Genomic DNA, 20,835 nt, shown 5'->3' with positions numbered 1-20,835 from the left:
GCTAAATATACAATCATATATAATCAATTATTTTTTCTTTACTATCTTGACTAAAAAAGATAGCATAATATATCTTCTCAAGCAGAGCAACTTGAGATAAGAATTCAAGAATTATCGCAAATCGCCCTAGTTTGAGTTTTTAATTAATACCGCCTCTCTGTTTTTCCGTATATCTTTTAATCTTGAAGGCGCTGGATCCCCGCGGTTGGCCACTCTGCTGATTCAAGCCATTCTGCATTTCCTTTGCTTGGTTCCGCGCAATATTCTGTTTGTCGAGCTGTTCTGGAATCGGCAATCGTATAGGCTTAAATTCTTGCTGAAAATCTTGCCCAGTATTCTGACTCTCACCATCATAGCGTGACCCTGGAGGCCGTAGATACTGCAAGCTCTGCTTTATTTGCTTTTTGTTTTGGAGATCAATAGGCGGGAGCTCTCCTGGCTGATTTTTTTGTGTTCGTTGCGTGTGCTCCTGGAACTGCTGCTGCATTGCATTAGCTCTTTGCTGCCCACTATTCTGATCATACACTGCACCGCAATCTTTCTGCGCAAGCGTCCTATGGCTTTGGAAGTTATACGTCCGACTATTCTCATCGACTCTTGAGCTCGCGTTGTATTTGATAAGGTCTTTGAGGTTCTGGCTAGCTTTTTCTGTCAGCTCTCGCTCTGCTATCTTCCGTTTCGTATACTCTGATTGGATCTCTTGCGTAGCTCTTGGCGCTTGCATTACATTCTTAGCTTCGTTAATTTTGTCTTGTAGAGAGTCTACTTCAGTCTGATCAAGAGCATTTTTAACTATCGTCAAAGCTTCCTGCGCTTTATCAAGAGCTTGTGCGGCTCTATCAACTTTGTTTGACTTTAAAAGTGCATCACTTTTCTTAATGTAACGATTAATATTTTTTGCATTAGCGCCTGAAAGCTCATCAAATATCTTTTTATATCCCTTGGCATAACGATCATAGTACTTAACAGACGTATCATCGCGACTTCTTATATATTTCTGTGTGAAAATCTTTGTTTCTGGTGCTTGCCAGTGATCATGCTGCATTTGAAGTCGCTGTATATCTGATTTACCATATTTTATAGCATAGTCAAAAAAAACAACAGCCAGTTCCGGCGCGCCTGCTTCCAAACAAGCGCCAGCTATTATCTCAGCATTCTCAGCCGCTGAATCACTACTACTATTCGCAATAGCATTATCAAAACTCTGCTCCGCTTTCTTAAACTCTCCTAATCCAAAATACGCTTTGCCCATGTCGCGATAGATGTCAGACTTCGTCTCTCGATCAATCGAGACACTGGATTTCTCTAATTTACTCCATACATGCTCAAATACGCTAATTGCGTTTTGATATTTTTCTGCTTGCAAATGCTCTTGGCCTCTTGTAATGAGCGCATCTAGTTCTCGCTGCTCATTCTGTTGCCGCATATTAGCAGCATGTCGTCGCTCAGCTCGTTCTTCGCAAAATATTTTGTCCAGTGATCCTTACTCATAATAACCTCATGTAATTAATTCATCCTCTCGTAGTACGCGCAATACTATTTTGTTAAATCAAGGTTTTTAGCTAGATTTAATAAAATAGTGCACATACTTAATTGTATCACTTATGATATAATAATACAACTATTGGTTGACATTCGGCTCAAAACGCAAGGTTGTGATTAATATCCAATAGACTTTTAAAAAAACTCTACTACTAGAATAGATCTCCTTTCAAACTCGCTCATGATAAGCAAATGCGAGGAGCAAATGAAAGCGCAAGAGCCGCAGCGTACATGAGGTGAAGCGAGGGTTTCGAATCGATAAGCGACGCGTCGCATGCCGCCCAAGTAGAGCTAAGAAAGAGGTCTAATAGTAATTTGCATGCTAGGTCCAGCTAAGAGTTTCATGCGCTTTCTTTCGGCGTACACCGCGACCTTCCGCGCTCTGCATTACGGACACTCGCTACATTTTTTGCACCTGCCGCACCTGCACCTGCGCTTGCTGCACCTGCTGCGCTATAACCTCCTCTAACATTCCTCGCCTCTCTTTTAGTACTTCTATTTTTTTCCCTAGAGCATCGGTCTTTAATTGCGAAGACTGCTTTAGCTCTTTAATCTGCTCAAGCACCTTGTGCGCTTCGTCAGTATTCCCTAACTTCAAAAGCGCGTTACACTTACCAATATAAGCGTTAACATTTTTCGGGTTAAGGTTTATTGCAAAGTTAAAATTTCGCAGCGCTTCTTGGTCTTTCTTCGGATTTAAAAATATATTGCCCATTCCAACATAAGCATCAGCATTTTCCGGATCAATTCTTATGGCTTGCTTAAAAACTTCAGCTGCTTTAGCGGGATATCCTAATTTCTCAAATGCATTGCCCATTCCAACATAAGCATCAACATTTTCCGGATCAATTCTTATGGCTTGTTGAAAAGCCTGAGCTGCTTCATGAAGTTTCTCTAGTTTTTGCGAAGTTTTGCTGAGCGCTGCTAATGCCAAAACTGCATTGCCCTTGCCAACATAAGCATCAGCATTGTTTGGGTTAAGCTCTATAGCTTTGCAAAAGCACTCAAGCGCTCCGTTAAAATCTCCTAACTCCAAAAATGCGATACCAACATTAATACGAGCAGCGCTTATGGAGCTACCCAGCTGGCTTTGATGTTGATGGTGTAGTTGTTGCAGAGCGCGCCTTTCATGTTGTTGTATTACCTTAGGATGACGCGAGTCTTCTCCAATACGCAACTCTCCAACATTGAGTGCATACTCATATAACACGCGCATTGGCACATCAGCTGGATAGTGCTCTAACACGCGCTGAAAAGCTTTGACATCACCATCTCTATATATGCCAAACAATAATTCATTCATTTTGCGAGGCACTGAATTTGTTGTGAGATACGCAGAAATTAACACATCACGCCATTCGTTGAATGAGAGGTCATCTGGCACTCCTTCATTATAAACAGTTGGGAAACATCGAGAAAAATACAAATCTATCCTATAATAATACTCCTCTATATTGCTTTCATAAGTAGTGTGTTCGTCTAGAGACTTCATGAGGGTGGCACTATCATAAATGCGTTCGTCATAATCACACCACTCTTGATAACCTATTCGCTCTACGTCTTCTTCTCGCTCTAAACGAAATGCTATTAAGCATGCAGAAAACTCATTAAAGCTCATAACATCACCTACTCTCAATGCGTTTTCTGCTTTGTTTAGCAAATGTAACGTGAGAGCCTCATGCGTTGACAGCTCTTTGTAACTCTTGCCCCAAACTGCTATCATACTTTCGGTAAAAATCTCTAGCTCTAAATCTTTTGCTTTACAAACTTTTTGCCACTCAGGCATAGCATTTTTTTGATCAAACTGTACCAAATTTGATATATTAAATTCTCTCGAATGTAATCGTTTGAGCGTTGATAGATCTCCAGAGCTAAAGGCTCTAAACGCACGCAATATTTCCTTGTGTTCTATAACACCAAAGCTAGCAATTTCAAAGTTATCTGCGATTTTGTTATAATATTCTAATCTTGAAACGAAGGTTCTAACTTGACTATGTGGGTCTTTTACCATGCGTTGAATGTAGTGATTGGCAAACAATTGAACATATTGTAAATTTTGCTCGAATTGTTCTTGATCTAGTTGTGCATGACTTTCATGTAATTTTTTGAATAAATCGAATAATACATAAGCTTCGCACACTTCTGGTACATTGCGCATCCCAGGAATTGGATATTTTTCTTTATCCATTTGAAGATCACGGAGTTTGCAACGTACATTATTTACCTTTAACTCCACTGATCCAATTTTCCAAAGTATATATTTTGATTGTTGATCTGTAGATACGCGTTGAATGTTGGATTGGTTATAGATTTGTCGGTTAGCTAATTTTTGTTGTATTTGCATGGTTTTACCTTGATTGTTTTAAAGTGGATTTACTGGGATATAGATTGTATGATACAAAACATCTCTCGCGCAAGTTTTATTAGACTTCTTCGAGGGGAGTTCTATTATAGATGGTAATTTGTGCGTAGATTCCGGATACTCCAAGCCTCATATGTGCATGTTATACTTTTTCTATGAGTTTGTCGGAGTAGGAGAATACACCTCTTTCCTAACTCTACTCCTGATGGCAACCGCTTCGTCGCTGTCAATGCTCGAGTCCTCACGTACTTTATGTACGCTGCGGCTCTATGCTTCGTATGCTCCTCACATTTGCTCATCATGAGCGAGTTTCGAAAGAGGTCTATTGTATTATTTTTTATTTTATTCTTTAAGTGTATTAGCGTTATGCATCTCTAACCCCACAATAGTGCATATAAGAACTACCTCATAGAAAACTACTCATTAAAACTCAACCCTATATTACGATAAAATTCTGGATTATTCTGCCAATCCCTCACTTTAACAAACAAAAACAAATGCACCTTATATCCAAGCAGCGCCTCTATTTGAGTTCTAGCAATACTACCTATTTTTTTAATCATTTGCCCCCCCTGCCCTATTATAATTCTCTTCTGACCTTCTCTCGTAACAAAAATTACTTGGTTAATCTTTACCTCATGCTCATCTCGATCATTCACCTCCTCTTCCCACAGCTCAGTTTCCACAGTCAAATCGTATGGAAGTTCATGATGTACATTAAAAAACAATACTTCCCGCGTTATTTCTTGGGTTAGAAAGCGCATATCCAGGTTCGTAATCTCATCTTCATGATACAGCCACTCACCCACGTGCGCATTGGCAAGTAGCAGGTCTAGCAAGGACTGGTGAGGCTTTGCTGAGTTAGCGTCATTCACTACGTCGTAATTTGTTTGATGAACCCCTTGGCCGGTAATGGCGGAAATTCTTAGGCATTGAGATTGAGGAAACATAGCTAATATTTTTTCTTCTAGCGAATCGCAAATGTTATGAGGCAAATCCACTTTATTTAGTAGAAACACTGGATTGATTGCACGCTTTTGTAGCGTGTTCAAAAGGTCCATAGTATCTTCGTCCATCTCATGAGTAGAATCTAAAATCAGCATCACTAAATCCACCCCAGAAACACAAGACCACGCCATCCTCACCATCGCCTTTTCTAGTCTCCTATTAGGCGAAAAGATACCCGGAGTATCGCGCAGAATAATCTGCACATCACCAATGGTAACAATGCCAGTGATCATAGATCTAGTGGTTTGCACCTTATGCGTAACAATCGAAATTTTTTCGCGAATCAGTAGGTTTAATAAGGAAGATTTGCCAGCATTAGGTTTGCCAATAATAGCTGCAGTGATGATTTTATTTTGCATGAAAGGATAATATCTTTGAACTAACACGTAAATGAAAATATTGTTTTTATTATATACAGCTTCATCAACAAACTCAAATTTCGTCTTTATTCATAGTGCTTAGTGCTAGGGTTAATATCTGATATTTTGCTTGATGCTACATAAAATAAAAACCGCATCAAATAATAAAAATCAAAAGTTAGGTATTAGATATGATTGAATATTTAAAAAAATTTTTTCGCCCCCATCATTTCTTCAATGCAATAACCAAAAAAAATGATAATGATTTTGGCCTAGGGGATATGATGCATAGTCGCGCATTTGGCTCTAACACTCTAGCACACAACGAGATTAATTCTTATAAAAATAATGTGTTTGTGCGATATTGCGTAGATATGATAGCTAACGCAGTGAGCCACGTGCCAATGATCATTCATATAGAAGATAAGCGTGCATCCAATGCACACCCACTATACCGGTTGTTAAAAAAACCAACTCACACCACCTCTTACGCGCAGTTTTTGCGTACTATCATGTCTCACAAATTACTATTTGGTAATGCATACGTTCTTGGTTTGTGCAATAAGGGTAGCGCTAATGCGTTGTGCTCGCTGCACATACTTCATCCATCCTGCATAAGCCTTGAATATCATAAAGAGTCTCATGAGGTAGTGGGTTATAAATATCGAGCTCACGGTAAAGAGGTAATTTATAAGATACATCCAATAAGCGGAACAAGTAAAATACTACATATATATAATTATAATCCAAATAATCCATACTGTGGACTTTCTGTATTAGAAACCATTAAACAATCTATAGAACTAATACAAGCTACAAATGAATGGAATAATTCATTACTCAAAAATGGAGCCAGGCCTAGCGGCGCCTTGATTTTAAAGGATGATAATAAATATTTAAGCGAAGAGCAGTTTCAACGTATCAAAGAAGAGTTGTATCAGCAATTTAGTGGATATCGTAACTGCGGCAAACCTTTATTGCTAGAAGGAGGATTGCAATGGCAAGAGATTAGCTTTAATCCGAAAGATATGGACTTTATATCCTCTAAGCACATGGCTAGCAAAGAGATAGCCTTAGCTTTTGGCATTCCACCACAGCTACTTGGCATTTCAGGCGGAGAAAATAAATATAATAATATAGAGCGTGCAAGAATTAGTTTATGGGAAGAGAAGATTATACCTGAACTAAAAATTCTTGCGGATTTTTTTAGCAATTGGTTTTCGTGTTTTTATCAACAAGATTTGTCATTGAGTTTTGACTTAGATGCGGTGTCTGCATTAATCAGAAAAAGGCAAAAGCTATGGAGCAAAATATCGAGCGCTTCTTTTATGACTTTGAATGAAAAAAGAACTATTGCAGGCCTCAAGCCCATAGATGATGCAAACGCAGATAAATTATCAACAGCCTAAAACGCGCAGTAACAAGGGCAGACAGAGAAACTCTAGTCTTGCCCATCTTAGGTTAGATAACGCTTATTTTTTACCCATCACAGCTCTCTACCCCTGTTGCGGCTTTCCTCTTTGTATCATATAAGCTTTGAAAAACGATAATGCATCATCTCCATTCTTTATAGATGTCATCAAAACACTAAGTAGTTCAAAGTTTTGACCACGCGCTGCTTGCAACGCGGCGCTCATTGGGTGCTTCGAATCTTGCTTGCGCTTATCGCAAACACTATCCAGCACCTCTACTATTACGTCTGACAGATCTTTTGGCTGATATTTACCGTTTATAATAGACTCTTTTAATGCGAGACGAAGCTGAGCGGTCAAATAATAAGTCGTACCTGCATTATCGTTGTTTTGAAATAACTCAGCGACACGATCATAGAATGTCTTCGTTTTTGAATCTTCTGTCTCGAAAGCATTTAAAAACTTTTGAATTTCTGTATTTGGCACCCTCGCAGTAGAAGTCAAAGCTGTATCGCTATTTATCACTCGTGATTTTAGCGCGTTCCATTGTAGCGATGACTTTTGTGTAATATTTTGCATAATATTTATATACCTTCTAGAATAATTTAATAAAACTACGGTGTATTTATTTAGTATTAATAATTAATAATTTAATAAAACTACGGTGTATTTATTTAGTATCAATAATTAGATAAATATTAATTTATGTTATTATTAAATCAAAATACGTCGCTCAATTTACTAGTGTTTTATACATAAGTCAAGAGCGGGTAGCTTATAGTAAATTAAGTTGAGGTCTGCAAGACAAAGAATTGGTTTAAAGCATCATAAAGTTTATCAAAAGAAGAGATTCTGTCCTTAATCCAACGTTTCATATTTGCCCAGAATTTTTCTATAGGACTTAGGTCTGGAGAATATGGAGGCAAAAATACAAGCTTGCACTCGACAGATTCTATCAACTCTTTAACTTTCTGAGATTTATGAAATGCAGCATTATCCATAATCACTACTTGACCAGCTTTTAGTTCTTTGATTAGAAATTTCTCTACCCAGGTCTCAATTAATTGTGTATTACACGAACCATTAAATACCATTGGTGCTATTGATGTGTGATTAACATAATCTCAACTTAATTTACTATATATTAGATGCATCTCAAAATATACTTTCTATATTAGCCCCCTTTCCAAACTCGCCCATGATGGGCAAATGCAAGGAGTATACGAAGCACAGAGCTTCTGAGCCTACATGAAGTTAAGTGAGGACTCACGCATCGACAGCATCACCGCAGTTGTCATGAAGGCGTAGAGTTTGAAAAAGAGGTCTAATGAAAAAAGGACTCTCGCATGCCTCAAGCCCATAGATGATGCAAGCGCGGATAAGGTGCGCATGAGCTAGAAAACTACTTAAGGTAAGATATGCAGCAAATAAATAACCTCCTACTTATAACAACAAGGCTTATAGCAATAATGCTTTTTCTAGTTGAGCTATTTGGTCTCTATACTCCGCCGCTTCCTCAAATTCTAAATTTTTCGCCGCTTCTTTCATTAAATTTTTTAATTTTTTTAACTCCATCTCCGCTCTTTCGCCGCCCTCTTCTAAAATCTGATTTACCCTCTGCTCTACTCTCCTTTGCATAGCCTTCTTATCCACTTCTGCCTTACCCTCCATCAATCCAATTGACATCAGATTCTTTTGAACTGTAGTAGGGGTAATATTATTTTCAATGTTATATTGCTGCTGAATTTCACGCCGCCTCCTCGTCTGTTCCAGTGCATACTCCATAGATTGCGTGATACTATCGGCATACAACACTACCTTACTCAGGCTATTTCGTGCTGCGCGCCCTATAATTTGCAATAAAGATGTTTTAGAGCGCAAAAAACCTTCCTTATCTGCATCTAAAATAGCAACCAATCCGCACTCGGGTATGTCTAGCCCCTCCCTCAAGAGATTAATTCCAACCACAACATCAATTTCGCCGGATCTTAAGCTATTAATAATTTCCATCCTCTCCAAGCTCTGAATGTTCGAATGTAGATAGGCGCATTTAATACCTAACGAAACTAAATATTCCGTCAAATCTTCAGACATTTTTTTAGTCAGAGTCAACGCTAATGTTCTTAAATCCTTACTCTTCGCGATACGAATTTCTGCCAACAAATCATCCACCTGATATCGCACAGGTCGCACAAAACACTCTGGGTCAAGCAAGCCAGTAGGTCGAATTAACAATTCTACAGTATTACTAGACTCCTTTAGTTCAAATTCACTTGGGGTAGCCGAAACAAAAACCGTATACGGCCGACGCTCGTCCCATTCTTCAAATTTTAATGGTCTGTTATCTAAAGCAGATGGAAGGCGAAAGCCATGACGCACCAAACTCTCCTTTCTCGCTCTATCACCATTATACATAGCCCTAATCTGCGGAACCATGATGTGGCTTTCATCTATAAACAGCAGCGCGTTAGGTGGCAAATAATCAAAAAGTGTTGGTGGGGGCGTGCCAGGCTCATTACCAATAAAAAAACGCGAATAATTTTCTATGCCTTTGCAGCTACCTGTGGTTAATAACAACTCAATATCATACTTCGTTCTCTGTTCTAGCCTCGCTGCTTCAAGCAGCATATCTTCTTTGCGCAAGAACTCTAATCTCTGCGCAAGCTCTTTTTGAATTTCTATTACGGCTCGATCAATTGTTTGTTTAGAAGTAATAAAATGTGAATTACCATAAATCACAACAGACTTGAGCGGCGTAAACTGCCCTACCATCAATGGGTCAAATTCTTGCAAAGTTTCCAATTCATCATCAAAAAAAATCAATCTCCATGCCTTATCCTGCGAGTGTGCTGGAAACACATCTATGATATCGCCGCGCACGCGAAAAGCGCCGCGACTAAACTCTATGTCGTTTCTGCTGTACTGCAAACATAACAACTGATGAATAAGCTCTGTTCTAGAATATTTACTTCCTAATTCCAGCTTTATTACACTGTTATAATATAACTCTGGTGAACCAAGGCCATATATACAAGAAACAGATGCGATCACCACTACATCCTCCCGCTCCATCATAGAGCGAGTGGCGGAGTGTCTCATTAAATCTATCTGCTCGTTAATTGAAGAATCTTTTTCTATAAAGGTATCGGTTCTTGCTATATAAGCTTCAGGCTGAAAATAATCATAGTATGAAATAAAATACTCAACCGCCGCGTCGGAGAATAATTCTTTCATCTCCAAATAAATTTGCGCAGCTAAGGTTTTATTATGGGTCATGATTAAGGCGGGACGTTTAGTTTTGCTAATTATGTTAGCCATAGTAAAGGTTTTGCCAGAACCTGTAATGCCCAGTAATACTTGAGACTTATAGCCGTGCCCTATCCCCTCGCACAGAGCATCTACAACATAAGCTTGTTGCTTAGAAAGAGAGTAATTAGAAGATAAATCAAGCGACATAGTTTTCTATTTGAGAGATGATGTATTTGGCTGCGCTGAGTAGGTCATGTTCGGTATTTCCTAAGTTATAAATAAAAGTGTTATTTGGTTTGAATACGATATATTTTGCATGCTCCTGAAAAAAGACATCTAACTTTCCAGCCCAATCTTTCTGCTGATGGAATGAGAAGGCCAATCCATCTGCACAGCACGTAAGTTTTGTGATAAACAATTTGCTGCACCTGCACTTGATAGAAATCACGTCTAGTAAATTACAAAACTCTTGTGGTATTGCGCCAAATCTATCTAACATCTCATCCTTAAAATATTCTATCTCTTCATCATTTTTCAAATTACCCATCCTTCTATAAAGCCCAAGCTTTAAATCAATATCCGATACATAAGAGCTAGGTATCATCAAATTTAAGTTCAAATCTATACTAGTAGTAAAATCTAATACTTCCTTTTCATGCTTAAGAGCAGCGATTGCATCTTCCAACATTTGAGTATAGAGTTCGATACCAACTTCTCGAATATTGCCAGACTGTTCTTGTCCTATTAAATTACCAAAGCCTCGCAGATCCATATCATGATTAGCTATCATAAAACCACTGCCCAAGGCGCAAGTATTTTGCATCACCTCTATTCTATGCATAGCCTTGCTACTCATCTCTCCATCTTCCACTACAAAATATGCGCAGGCCTGCACATTACTCCTACCAACTCTACCTTTTAGCTGATAAAGTTGACGCAAACCAAAGTAGTTAGCTTTATGTATGATTAGCGTGTTCGCGTTAGGAAGATCTATACCAGATTCAATGATAGTGGTGCATATTAACACGTCCACCTTACCTTGTGCAAAATCTGTGATAATGCCGTCTATGGCATTACTCATTTTACCATGAGCAATTGCATAGGTCACTTCTGGCACATAATCTTTAATAAAACTCTCTATCTGCTCTATATCACTCACCCTAGGGCAAACATAAAAACTAGCCCCACCCCTCCGTTTCTCTTTTAAAAGAATTTGGTGCAGCATCGCTTTATCATTAGGCACGAGATGAGTTTTAACGGCCATCCTATTTAATGGTGGTGATGAGATGATACTTAAATCCTTTAAACCTAAAAGAGACATCTGTAATGTTTTGGGTATAGGCGTTGCCGATAAGCTGAGCGTGTGTACTTGAGATTTTACATCTCTAAAGTGTTCTTTTTGTAATGCACCAAAAGACTGTTCTTCATCTATTATCAATAAACATAAATTTTTAAACTCAACGTCTTTACCAAAAATTGCATGAGTTGCTATCACTAAGTCTACCTCACCATTTTTTATTTGTTCTTTAATCTGGTTTCTTTGTGATGATTTTAGTTGACGCGAAAGAGTTGCTATTCTCACTTCACAATCAACAAAACGCTCACAGAACCTCTGATAGTGCTGGTTGCATAAAATGGTTGTTGGAACTACAACTAAAACCTGCGGATGATTTTGCATTTTATTATGTAATACTAGATATATGGCTCTAATAGCTACCTCAGTTTTGCCAAAACCAACATCACCGCAAATTAATCTATCCATTAATCTGCCGCTCTTCAGATCCTGTTCTATATCATCAATAGCTCTAGCCTGATCTTGAGTTTCTGCATGAGGGAATTTTTGACAGAATTTTTCATATTTTTCTAAATCATATTCTATGCCATCTGTAACGCACATAGCTCGCTTAGCTGCTATTTGCATTAAACGCATCGCTACTTCGTTCAGTCTTTCCTTTACTTTAGCTGCGCGTTTTTGCCACGCCCCCACGCCTAGTTTGTCTAATGCCCCATCGCCATCATATTTTTTGATCTCTGCAATGTTCTCTACTGGTATATACAGCACGTCACCATCAGCATAAATCATCTTTATGCAGTCATATGTTCTACCTTGAGTAATAATCGTCTCTACTCCTTGGAAGCTGCCTATGCCATAGCTAGTGTGTACGGCTAAATCTCCTGTTTTAAAGGAATCTAACTCTACTAAAAGATTTTTGAAGTTGCTAACTTTATGATGATGTTTTTGTTCCTTGTTAGCAAGTTTCTGAAGAGATTTGTTTTTTATGAATTGAGTTTGCGAAAGAAATAAAGTGCCATCTGCGGCAAAGAAGCGTTTTAATAAAAATGGTGCTATATTCACATGCCCAAGCTTCGCTTCGTGATAATAACTAATAACATTCACGGGGTGTTTGTAGTATTGAAAGTAATGCGTTAACTTCTCTATAGACGATGGCAGAAAATCTGATCCTACTACTACCCTAGAATAATACTTAAAGTAGACAGAAACATCAGAAGGACCATCTAAATCATTAGACCTCTCACATAACTCTATTCCTGATGCCAACTGCACGTCGCTGTCGATGTGTGAATCCTCACTTAACTCCATGTACACTCGCGATTCTGCGCTTTCATTTGCTCCTTGCATTTGTTCATAACCTAGCGCAAGTTTAGAAAGAGGTATACTATCAATATTGTCAAATGATATAACATCGTCTGTTTGAATGTTGGCTGTAACTTGCTCTAAATTATGATAGGCAAAAACAAACGGCAAAACCGGTGTCTTTTGCATGCTTGCAAAATGATTATATTTCTGCGTATACTCCCTTAATCCATTCATCGCTAATGGCTCTACTATCAGTTTTGTTTGAGCCGGCATATAATCTAATAAGCTAGCTTTTTGATGATAAAATAAACCAGACCAGAATTCACATCCATGAGCTCTTTGATAGTTAGTAATCTTATTGTAAAAAGTGTTTGGCTCGGAGAAGAGTTGAATGTACTGTTTTTTAAAAAGTTCCACGCTTGCCGTAGAAAAAGTAAGCTCATATACGGGAGGAATAATAATTTTTGTTAATTCGTCATTAGAAATGCGAGTTTCTGTATCCAATATTTTGATTGATTCTACAAGGTCATGATAAAATCTAATGCGATATGCATCGCTCGCCGTAATAAGATCTAATATATCACCAGCAATAGAAAACTCTCCCACATCGCTTACCACAGACTCTCTAGTATAACCAGAGGCTATGAGCGCATTTTTAAGATCAGTTAGATCAAAGGTTTGACCCGACTCTAAAGAAATACAATACTCTTTAAATAAAGTAGGTGTTGGCAATATATGCAATAAATTAAAAGCCGTAGTGATGAGTAGTTTTGGCCGATGAGCCCCTAAAATTAATTCCGATAATACCCTGGCTCTACTAGCGCATAAATTTTTGCTAGGAGATATAAGATCTTGTGGAGTGGTGTCGAAATCTTCAAATACAAGAGGTGCCTGCGGTAGAAAAAACTGAAGAATTTGCTGGTAATACCTGGCTTCCTCCATGTTATTTACTAAATATAGGTAACTCCCTTCATGCTTCTGCAAAAAGGTGTATAAACAGAATGGCTTAGTATATGGAGTGCAATGAATAAGCATAAATTATGCATAAAATATAATTTTTATAACTATACTTCTTTTTCTTTGATTATGCTAGGTACTGTCGTCAGGAGATAAGCTGTGATAGGATAGATGCATCATTCCGTTTAATTGTATAGTAATTTAGGTTGAATTAGATATAGTTTTTCGTTATAATGAAAGGAAAAATGACAAAAAGCTATAGCAATGATTGAAGAGAAAAAGTAGTAGAATATTTAGAAGCTGGGAATAGTTATGACCAAGCATCTAAATTATTTAAAATAAGTGTATCAGCAATAGGAAGGTGGTACCGAAAATATAAAAAAAGAAGGCAATTATCTTGCAAAGAACGAGGTAGTTCAAAAAGAAAAATTGATCTAGAAGCGCTTGAAAATTACGTTAAATTAAATGAAAATATGACATTAGACCTCTTTCGAAACTCGCTCATGATGAGCAAATGCGAGGAGCATACGAAGCACAGAGCCGCAGCGTACATGAAGTACGTAAGGACTCGAGCATCGACAGCGTCGCCACAGTTGCCATCAGGAGCGAGTTTCGAAAGAGGTCTATTGAAAATAGCTGCACAAAAATTTGTAATAAATCAATAGCACCTATGGTATTTAATGGTCCATGCAATACACTATTATTTGAAAGCTGGGTGGAGAATATTTCAAATTAAGGAATTAAAGTCCAGCCAAGTTGTAATTATGGACAACGCTTCTTTTCATAAATCTAAGAAGACAAAAGAATTGATTGAATCAGTAAATTGCAAGATCATTTTTTTGCCTCCATATTCACCAGATCTGAATCCAATAGAGAAATTTTGAGCTAATATGAAACGATGGATTAAAAATCAAATTACTGAATTTGATCAATTATATGAGGCTATTTCTTATTTCTTTAAAATACCTACTTCAACCTAAATTACTATATATGCTAAAAATGCTACTTCATTCCTCACCGCCGCCCATATTCGATGCCTTGCACTCTGGCTTAAGATCTCCTGATGACAGCGTCTATGAACGTGACAAAAATAATACCAAAAACTATAAAAACTCTTCAAGCAGAAGGTTGACTAAACAAGAGTCACATGTATAATGGCAGCGGTGAACATGCGTTCAACCGTCTCTATTTAACTTTCCGCAGGATAAATGAAATGAAGCGTATTTTGATCTTAGCTAGCATCGGCAATGTTCTAGAGTTTTATGACTTTTTATTGTTTGGGTTGTTAACCCCGCTATTTGCACCCATCTTCTTTCCATCAGAACATGCATGGCTGTCTTATCTACAAGCGTATGCAGCCTTCGCCGCTGGGTTTTTAACTCGCCCCTTCGGCGGATGGTTTTTAGGTATTGTAGGTGATAAATTTGGTAGAAAAACTGCACTCACCTGCTCTATGATAGGTATGGCACTTGCTACTTTATCTATTGGTTTCTTACCAGGGTATGCAAGCATTGGCGTGATAGCACCAGTTTCTTTATTATTTTTTAGGTTAATACAAGGCATTTCGGCCGGCGGAGAATATCACGGAGCGGGCATTACCGTATTAGAAAATAGCGAATCTAAATATAAATTTTTGGTTACGGCAGTAGTAAGCGCTTCTGCCACTATAGGCGGATGTTTAGCTTCCGCAGTAAGCCTGATGTTTCTACTACTACCCTTGCCAAGTTGGAGTTGGCGCTGCCCTTTTATATTAGGTGGAGTGGTGGGAATTATAGGCTGGTATGCTAGACTCTATCTACCAAACACCAAAATTGAAGCAAAGGATGCAAAAAGTATAAATATTTTTGAGTTTTCCATTTTATGGAACAAATATCTCAGATCATCTATTTGTGCAATTGCAGTAGCGGCCATGTCTGTAGGGCCATTTTATACAGCAACGCTCTTTGCGCCATCTTATCTGCTATCTAGAGGGTTGATTAATAAACCAACCATGCTGTTAATGAATATAGCTAGCTTCATATGTTTAGGCACTCTAGGCGTGCTAGTGGGCATGTTAAGCAGGAAATACTTAGTATGGAAAATGATGATGTTAGGGGCAGTGTTAGTTGCATTTTGTGCATTCCCTTTTTTCTGGATATTAAAAACTGGAGATGTTAAATTAATAACTATGGCGCAAATTATTTTCACTGGTGTAAGCCAATTATACGCATCCTTTGGCCTTGGTTGGGTTTTACAGCTTTTTCCAGCACAGGCAAGATATCGCGCATCAGCTTTTTGTTATAATTTAGGCGTTGCGTTATTTTGCGGTACCATTCCTATGATCTCAGAAAGTTTGATACATTATACTGGCATAACCAGCTCCCCTGCATTTTATACTATTGCAGTTTGTGTTATCGGGTTTTTAGCGGTGTTCTATAGTAAAGATCATTACCATACTTAAATTTATTACACATAAAAACGCATGAGAAACAATTATATATTCAACATTTTTATAGAGTCTTGTACGGCTTGCATTTATTCTCTAAAATATTTTGCATCCTGCATATATTCTTCATTAACTTCCGCGCAATTTTACGCCAAACTCACTAAGCAAAAAAATCTGCGTGGGTTGAGCCATGTTATATACTCATCCTTTTTATGTATTCTGTTTTTTCAATTACTTCCAGTTATTTGTAACTTGTCGCATATAGAAGATGCATTAAAGAATGACGCGAACAAGAGTGATATACAAAAGAACATCAATAGCATTATCGCCAAAATGCCAGTGATGTATTACAACAAACAAACCCAGAGTATGAGCGTTTCGGATACTCTATACAAACAAACCATACAAAATCTCAATGGCGATGATGCGGTTATCATTAACCTTCAACCTGACGAACACTTACAACAAATATCTACTCTTTATTCTAACGCATATCTTTCTTCGCTTGTTACGACATCTGATGAAATTTCTCATATTAAATTGCTTAATTCATCACAAAGTTATGATGTAAAGAATCAAAAGGATGATCAATCACAACACCACGCATTGAATATACATTTTCTGCTGAAGGTGGAATCTAAACATATAGAATTAATACTACGAGATAGATCGAGCGAGTATTTGCATTTTAATTATACTTACCCAACTCTTCTTAAAACTATCAATGGGAATACCAACCAAGATCTCATTACCTTCGATCATACAATGCTCAAATCCATCGCGCTAAGATGCACTCAATACTACATGCATTTTTTAATGATATGCGAACTAACCCTCGGTGTAGCTGCACACACTTTCATCACCTTGTGTTCATTTATTATGCGTTGTTTTTTTATATACGCACTCACGCTCATCGTACAAAGAAGGCTATTACCATTCAGGACAATTATGAGTTTGGCAATTTTTAGTGGTGCGCCTCTGCTCTTTTTACCCTCTGGCTTGTCATCTATTTGCGGTCTTTGGACTATGTACTTAGTGTTTATAGGGCTAAAACAAAATAAAAAATACGCATGGTAACAATAAGCCTTGATTAAGACACAACCTAATATATAATTTTTTAAGTACTTGATAGTTTCAAGCTTAGTTCGTTAACCACTGCATCGTTTCAGTTTAAAAAGAAATTATTTGTATATGAAAGACCAAGAAGAAGAGTTACAAGACTACAACGCAAGTTCCATCACGGTTTTAAGAGGGCTTGAAGCGGTGCGGGTTAGACCCGGCATGTATATCGGAGATGTATCTGATGGATCAGGTTTGCATCACATGATATACGAGGTAGTAGATAATGCCATTGATGAAGCTCTCGCTGGTTATTGTAATCATGTTGATATCACGCTCAATGCTGATGGGTCTGTAACGGTATGCGATAATGGCCGAGGTATTCCGGTAGATCTGCATGAAGAAGAGGGGATATCGGCCGCTGAGGTTATTATGACCCAATTACATGCCGGTGGTAAATTTAATCAGAATTCATACAAAATCTCCGGTGGGTTGCATGGAGTGGGGGTTTCTGTAGTAAACGCTCTCTCAGACTGGCTAGAGTTATCCATTTATAGGGATAATCAAGAATATTTTATGCGCTTTGAAGTTGGAAAGAGTGTAGAGCCACTAAAAATGATTCGTCATGGCGTGAGCAAACAGGGCACCTCTATAACTTTTTTTCCATCTGCTCAAATTTTTACTAAAATTGACTTTGATTTTACCACTATCGAGAATAGATTACGTGAGCTCGCCTTCTTAAATTCCGGCATCGCCATTAACTTAATAGATAAACGTTCTATTGATGCTAAACAATCCTCTTTTAATTTCGTTGGTGGGATTGAGGCATATGTTCGCTATTTAGATAAGGCAAAAAGCTCAGTACATACTAAAATGATCATGTCTGTCTTTACTCAAGAAGCTGCCAGCGTTGAGTTTGCAATGCAATGGAACGATTCTTACCATGAGAATATTCTTTGTTTTACTAACAACATTCGCCAGAAAGAAGGGGGGACGCATCTTAGCGCCTTTAAAAACGCACTCACGCGAGCTGTAGCTTTCTATATTGATAATAACAATGCGTATAAGAAAAATAAATTAACATTAATAGGAGAAGATAGTAGGGAAGGTCTTTCATGCGTACTTTCATTAAAGCTGCCGGATCCTAAATTTTCTTCACAAACCAAAGATAAACTAGTGAGCGCAGAAGCTAGAGCCATCGTAGAACAAGCAGTGTATAATAAAGTTGTGGAATGGCTTGAAGAAAATCCGCATGATGCTAAAAATATAGTTAATAAAATTTTTGAAGCTGCTGCTTCGAGAGAAGCTGCTCGCAAAGCGCGCGAGTTAACTCGTAGAAAAACAGCGCTTGAAATTTCTAATCTACCTGGTAAGTTAGCTGATTGCCAAGAACGCGATCCGGCAAAATCGGAAGTATTTATAGTTGAGGGAGATTCTGCTGGAGGTACCGCAAAGCAAGGTAGAGATAGAAAATTCCAGGCTATCTTGCCATTGCGCGGCAAAATTCTGAACATCGAGAGGGCTAGATTTGATAAAATGATAGACTCTGAGCAAATAGGCACACTCATTACGGCGCTCGGCACTGGGATTGGTGATAAAGATTTTGATGTAGCCAAAACCAGATATCATAAAATTGTAATTATGACTGATGCAGATGTTGATGGTTCGCATATTCGTACCCTTCTCCTCACATTCTTTTATAGACATATGAGAGCTGTGATAGATAAGGGTTTTTTATATATCGCACAACCTCCATTATATAGAATAAAACGAGGAAATCACTCGGTGTATCTGAAGAACGAGCAGCAGTTCCACGATTATTTGATTCAAAACGCAGCGCAAGATGCAAACGTTACTTTGGCTGATGGTAGTAGTTTGAACTCTGAGGAGTTACGTAATTTTATTGCTGACTTGATTCATTTTGATCATCTGGTAAATAACTTGCGCGGCAATTTTGATCTTAACATTGTAGAAGTGTTGGCCTTAAGAGATTTGTTAAACGCTCGCCTTCTCAGTAGTAATAGCGAACATGCCATTAAAGAAGCCATTGCTCTATGCAATGATTTCACTCATTTAGATAAAACTGACTGGCAGGTACATTGGCACGAAGATCGCATTGAATTTTATAGATTCATTAGAGGGTTAAAAAATTCCATGTTCTTGTCGTTGCAGCAGCTAGAATCTATGGAAATAAAAGCTTTAAATAATCAAGCAAGAACCCTCATGCCATTCTTCGCGCATCATAACCAAATTAAACTCTTTATGAAGAATCATGAATGCCATCATGCCCTACCAATAAAAATGATGCAGTATATTATGGATTTTGTAAAAAAAGGAGTGTCTATTCAACGTTTCAAAGGGCTAGGAGAGATGAATCCAGAGCAGATTTGGGAAACTGTACTTAACCCTACTTCCAGAGCGTTGCTCCAAGTGCGTATTGATAATGAAGACTCTACAAGTGATATGATAACCACCTTGATGGGCAGCATTGTTGATCCAAGAAGAGTGTTTATACAAGAAAATGCATTAAAGAGTAGATTGGATGTTTAATCCTCTACTCCTGATGACTGCCGTCCTCGTCAGCCTAATACTCGAATCCTCGCGTATAGTAAAGTAAGTTGAATTAGCGATTGAGATATGGTATGTAGTAAACCACCTTGCATTAGGTAAAGAGATATGGTATGTCAAAGGAAAAATGTCAACAAAACCATATAGTGAAGATTGAAGAGTAGAACGCAAAAAGAAGCATCCGAAGTTTTTGGAATACACGGCAATGCGGTAAATAGAATTGAGCTATTTGTAAAAAATAATCCTAACACCAAACTAGAAGTCATAGGTAATAGCTTTGGAATAAGCCCATTGCTGCTAGAGTGTTAAATTATAGCTATAAAAAAGATTTTACCTTATATGGAAGCAAGTGAAAAACTATAGTAAATTAAGTTGAAATTTGAGTATATAATGCGATAAAATAAAAAGAAAATGCAATCATCCTATAGTCAAGATTTTCATAAAAAGTAATGAATTATGTAAATAAAGGTAATAGCTGCAATAGAGCTGCATTAAAATTTGAGATATCACCAAATACAGTAAGGAATTGGGTCGCAAGATATAAAACCGAAGGTAATTAGAGCCTGTATTCATAGTTTAGCCTAAGTATGTTATAATTCCTCTATGGAGGTAGGCATTATGAAAATTTATCCAAGCGACTTGACGGATAAGCAGTGGGATCTGCTTAAACACAACTTTAACTGTGGAAATTATGGTAAGAGTCGTAAGTATCCTATAAGAACTCTTATAAACGCTGTGTTCTACATTAGAGCTGTTGCGTAAGTAAGAAAGTAAGAACCAGTCACGTAAAACCACGCGATAAGTTTTTCATCATAATTTTTGTAAAAACCAATTGTACAAAAGCCTTAGCTGAAGAGGTGGTTATTTCGCAATCTTTTGACAATCTTCTAAAGTTACCAAGCCAAGCGAATGAGTGCTCTACAAGCCATCTCTACTGTTGCACCTGCAAGCACTTAGTGCCAGCTTAGGCTTAACAATGGTAAGCAAACTACCATGAGCGTGGGTATAACCACTTCTGTAAATCTCCTTGGCAACCTTGGTCAGCTAAAATCCTTACTAACCTTGAAAATTTTTCCTTTAGACCAAATAATACTCTTTTTACACAGTAGACCTCTTGCGTAAGTATTTAATTAACAATTAGCCAATGCGAGGGGTGAAGAAGGTTGTTCGTGATTATTTTAGCATCAAGCGGCAAGTAATTTATTAACGAAATCATTTTTGAAATTAACAATTCCAGCAACAATATTAAACTTTAGATTATAACCCCTACGCTTATTGCGATATCTATGAGATAA

The 20,835-nt window shown here is 37.8% G+C and carries 16 protein-coding genes and 2 pseudogenes; 9 read left to right on the top strand and 9 right to left on the bottom strand.

Translation table 11 applies throughout. The features are described 5' to 3' along the window. Positions 1-139: 139 nt before the first annotated feature. The 4 genes from Sarmat_RS01090 to era all read right to left on the bottom strand — a co-directional run bounded on the left by Sarmat_RS01090 (position 140) and on the right by era (position 5,271). Positions 140-1,426 (bottom strand): tetratricopeptide repeat protein, encoded by a 1,287-nt coding sequence (locus Sarmat_RS01090; RefSeq protein ID WP_202149010.1) that lies wholly within the window; start codon positions 1,424-1,426, stop codon positions 140-142. A 516-nt stretch (positions 1,427-1,942) separates the two neighbouring features. After that, positions 1,943-3,886: a tetratricopeptide repeat protein gene (locus tag Sarmat_RS01085; RefSeq protein WP_202149009.1), complete on the bottom strand. Its 1,944-nt coding sequence runs from the start codon at positions 3,884-3,886 to the stop codon at positions 1,943-1,945. A gap of 104 nt (positions 3,887-3,990) precedes the next feature. Beyond that, positions 3,991-4,206, bottom strand: a complete 216-nt coding sequence (locus tag Sarmat_RS01080; RefSeq protein ID WP_202149008.1) for a hypothetical protein — start codon at positions 4,204-4,206, stop codon at positions 3,991-3,993. A 114-nt stretch (positions 4,207-4,320) separates the two neighbouring features. After that, entirely contained in the window at positions 4,321-5,271 is a 951-nt protein-coding gene (gene era / locus Sarmat_RS01075) for a GTPase Era (RefSeq protein WP_202149007.1), read from the bottom strand. Positions 5,272-5,462: 191 nt separating this feature from the next. Here era and Sarmat_RS01070 point away from each other — a divergent pair, with 191 nt between their 5' ends. After that, positions 5,463-6,680, top strand: a complete 1,218-nt coding sequence (locus tag Sarmat_RS01070) for a phage portal protein (protein ID WP_202149006.1) — start codon at positions 5,463-5,465, stop codon at positions 6,678-6,680. An 87-nt stretch (positions 6,681-6,767) separates the two neighbouring features. Here Sarmat_RS01070 and Sarmat_RS01065 read toward each other — a convergent pair whose 3' ends face one another. From Sarmat_RS01065 to mfd, 4 genes are all read right to left on the bottom strand, one after another. Continuing rightward, on the bottom strand, positions 6,768-7,262 hold the full coding sequence (locus tag Sarmat_RS01065; RefSeq protein WP_202149005.1) for a hypothetical protein: 495 nt from the start codon (positions 7,260-7,262) through the stop codon (positions 6,768-6,770). A 206-nt stretch (positions 7,263-7,468) separates the two neighbouring features. Beyond that, on the bottom strand, positions 7,469-7,786 hold the full coding sequence (locus Sarmat_RS01060) for a transposase (protein WP_341826591.1): 318 nt from the start codon (positions 7,784-7,786) through the stop codon (positions 7,469-7,471). Between the two features lie 355 nt (positions 7,787-8,141). Continuing rightward, the gene (gene uvrB, locus Sarmat_RS01055; protein WP_202149003.1) at positions 8,142-10,139 is read right to left on the bottom strand and encodes an excinuclease ABC subunit UvrB; all 1,998 of its coding nucleotides are present in this window, start codon (positions 10,137-10,139) and stop codon (positions 8,142-8,144) included. After that, positions 10,129-13,473: a transcription-repair coupling factor gene (gene mfd / locus Sarmat_RS01050; RefSeq protein WP_202149002.1), complete on the bottom strand. Its 3,345-nt coding sequence runs from the start codon at positions 13,471-13,473 to the stop codon at positions 10,129-10,131. The genes uvrB and mfd overlap by 11 nt, the downstream gene beginning before the upstream one ends. Positions 13,474-13,772: 299 nt before the next feature. Here mfd and Sarmat_RS07275 point away from each other — a divergent pair. The 8 genes and pseudogenes from Sarmat_RS07275 to Sarmat_RS07270 all read left to right on the top strand — a co-directional run. Then, positions 13,773-13,958: pseudogene (locus tag Sarmat_RS07275) on the top strand (IS630 transposase-related protein); the annotation flags it as partial. Between the two features lie 33 nt (positions 13,959-13,991). After that, the gene (locus Sarmat_RS06765) at positions 13,992-14,153 is read left to right on the top strand and encodes a hypothetical protein (protein ID WP_244127089.1); all 162 of its coding nucleotides are present in this window, start codon (positions 13,992-13,994) and stop codon (positions 14,151-14,153) included. Between the two features lie 15 nt (positions 14,154-14,168). Then, positions 14,169-14,372 (top strand): transposase, encoded by a 204-nt coding sequence (locus Sarmat_RS06760; RefSeq protein ID WP_244127087.1) that lies wholly within the window; start codon positions 14,169-14,171, stop codon positions 14,370-14,372. A 329-nt stretch (positions 14,373-14,701) separates the two neighbouring features. Further along, positions 14,702-15,928: an MFS transporter gene (locus Sarmat_RS01035; RefSeq protein ID WP_202149001.1), complete on the top strand. Its 1,227-nt coding sequence runs from the start codon at positions 14,702-14,704 to the stop codon at positions 15,926-15,928. Between the two features lie 237 nt (positions 15,929-16,165). Continuing rightward, the gene (locus Sarmat_RS01030) at positions 16,166-16,990 is read left to right on the top strand and encodes a hypothetical protein (protein ID WP_202149000.1); all 825 of its coding nucleotides are present in this window, start codon (positions 16,166-16,168) and stop codon (positions 16,988-16,990) included. Positions 16,991-17,104: 114 nt separating this feature from the next. After that, complete coding sequence (gyrB, locus tag Sarmat_RS01025) at positions 17,105-19,522, top strand: DNA topoisomerase (ATP-hydrolyzing) subunit B (protein WP_202148999.1); 2,418 nt, start codon at positions 17,105-17,107, stop codon at positions 19,520-19,522. A gap of 171 nt (positions 19,523-19,693) precedes the next feature. After that, positions 19,694-19,849 (top strand): hypothetical protein, encoded by a 156-nt coding sequence (locus tag Sarmat_RS01020; protein ID WP_202148998.1) that lies wholly within the window; start codon positions 19,694-19,696, stop codon positions 19,847-19,849. 140 nt (positions 19,850-19,989) lie between these two features. After that, positions 19,990-20,100 carry a helix-turn-helix domain-containing protein gene (locus tag Sarmat_RS07270; protein ID WP_202148997.1) on the top strand — a complete coding sequence of 37 codons (111 nt, stop codon included), beginning with the start codon at positions 19,990-19,992 and terminating at the stop codon, positions 20,098-20,100. A gap of 221 nt (positions 20,101-20,321) precedes the next feature. On the opposite strand, the pseudogene Sarmat_RS07265 reads toward Sarmat_RS07270, so the two are convergent. Next, positions 20,322-20,471: pseudogene (locus Sarmat_RS07265) on the bottom strand (IS5/IS1182 family transposase); the annotation flags it as partial. Positions 20,472-20,835 lie beyond the last annotated feature (364 nt).

Origin of the sequence: Candidatus Sarmatiella mevalonica (genome assembly GCF_016751895.1) — a bacterium.
GTDB lineage: Bacteria > Pseudomonadota > Alphaproteobacteria > Rickettsiales > Rickettsiaceae > Sarmatiella > Sarmatiella mevalonica.
The sequence above is the reverse complement of the archived record's forward strand: the minus strand, read 5'-3'. Positions and strand labels throughout refer to the sequence as shown.

Coding starts and splice junctions, on each gene's coding strand:
- Sarmat_RS01090 (WP_202149010.1), bottom strand. CDS start 1,426: ATGCGGCAACAGAATGAGCAGCGAGAACTAGATGCGCTCATTACAAGA.
- Sarmat_RS01085 (WP_202149009.1), bottom strand. CDS start 3,886: ATGCAAATACAACAAAAATTAGCTAACCGACAAATCTATAACCAATCC.
- Sarmat_RS01080 (WP_202149008.1), bottom strand. CDS start 4,206: ATGATGAGCAAATGTGAGGAGCATACGAAGCATAGAGCCGCAGCGTAC.
- era (WP_202149007.1), bottom strand. CDS start 5,271: ATGCAAAATAAAATCATCACTGCAGCTATTATTGGCAAACCTAATGCT.
- Sarmat_RS01070 (WP_202149006.1), top strand. CDS start 5,463: ATGATTGAATATTTAAAAAAATTTTTTCGCCCCCATCATTTCTTCAAT.
- Sarmat_RS01065 (WP_202149005.1), bottom strand. CDS start 7,262: ATGCAAAATATTACACAAAAGTCATCGCTACAATGGAACGCGCTAAAA.
- uvrB (WP_202149003.1), bottom strand. CDS start 10,139: ATGTCGCTTGATTTATCTTCTAATTACTCTCTTTCTAAGCAACAAGCT.
- mfd (WP_202149002.1), bottom strand. CDS start 13,473: ATGGAGGAAGCCAGGTATTACCAGCAAATTCTTCAGTTTTTTCTACCG.
- Sarmat_RS06765 (WP_244127089.1), top strand. CDS start 13,992: ATGATGAGCAAATGCGAGGAGCATACGAAGCACAGAGCCGCAGCGTAC.
- Sarmat_RS06760 (WP_244127087.1), top strand. CDS start 14,169: ATGGTCCATGCAATACACTATTATTTGAAAGCTGGGTGGAGAATATTT.
- Sarmat_RS01035 (WP_202149001.1), top strand. CDS start 14,702: ATGAAGCGTATTTTGATCTTAGCTAGCATCGGCAATGTTCTAGAGTTT.
- gyrB (WP_202148999.1), top strand. CDS start 17,105: ATGAAAGACCAAGAAGAAGAGTTACAAGACTACAACGCAAGTTCCATC.
- Sarmat_RS07270 (WP_202148997.1), top strand. CDS start 19,990: ATGAATTATGTAAATAAAGGTAATAGCTGCAATAGAGCTGCATTAAAA.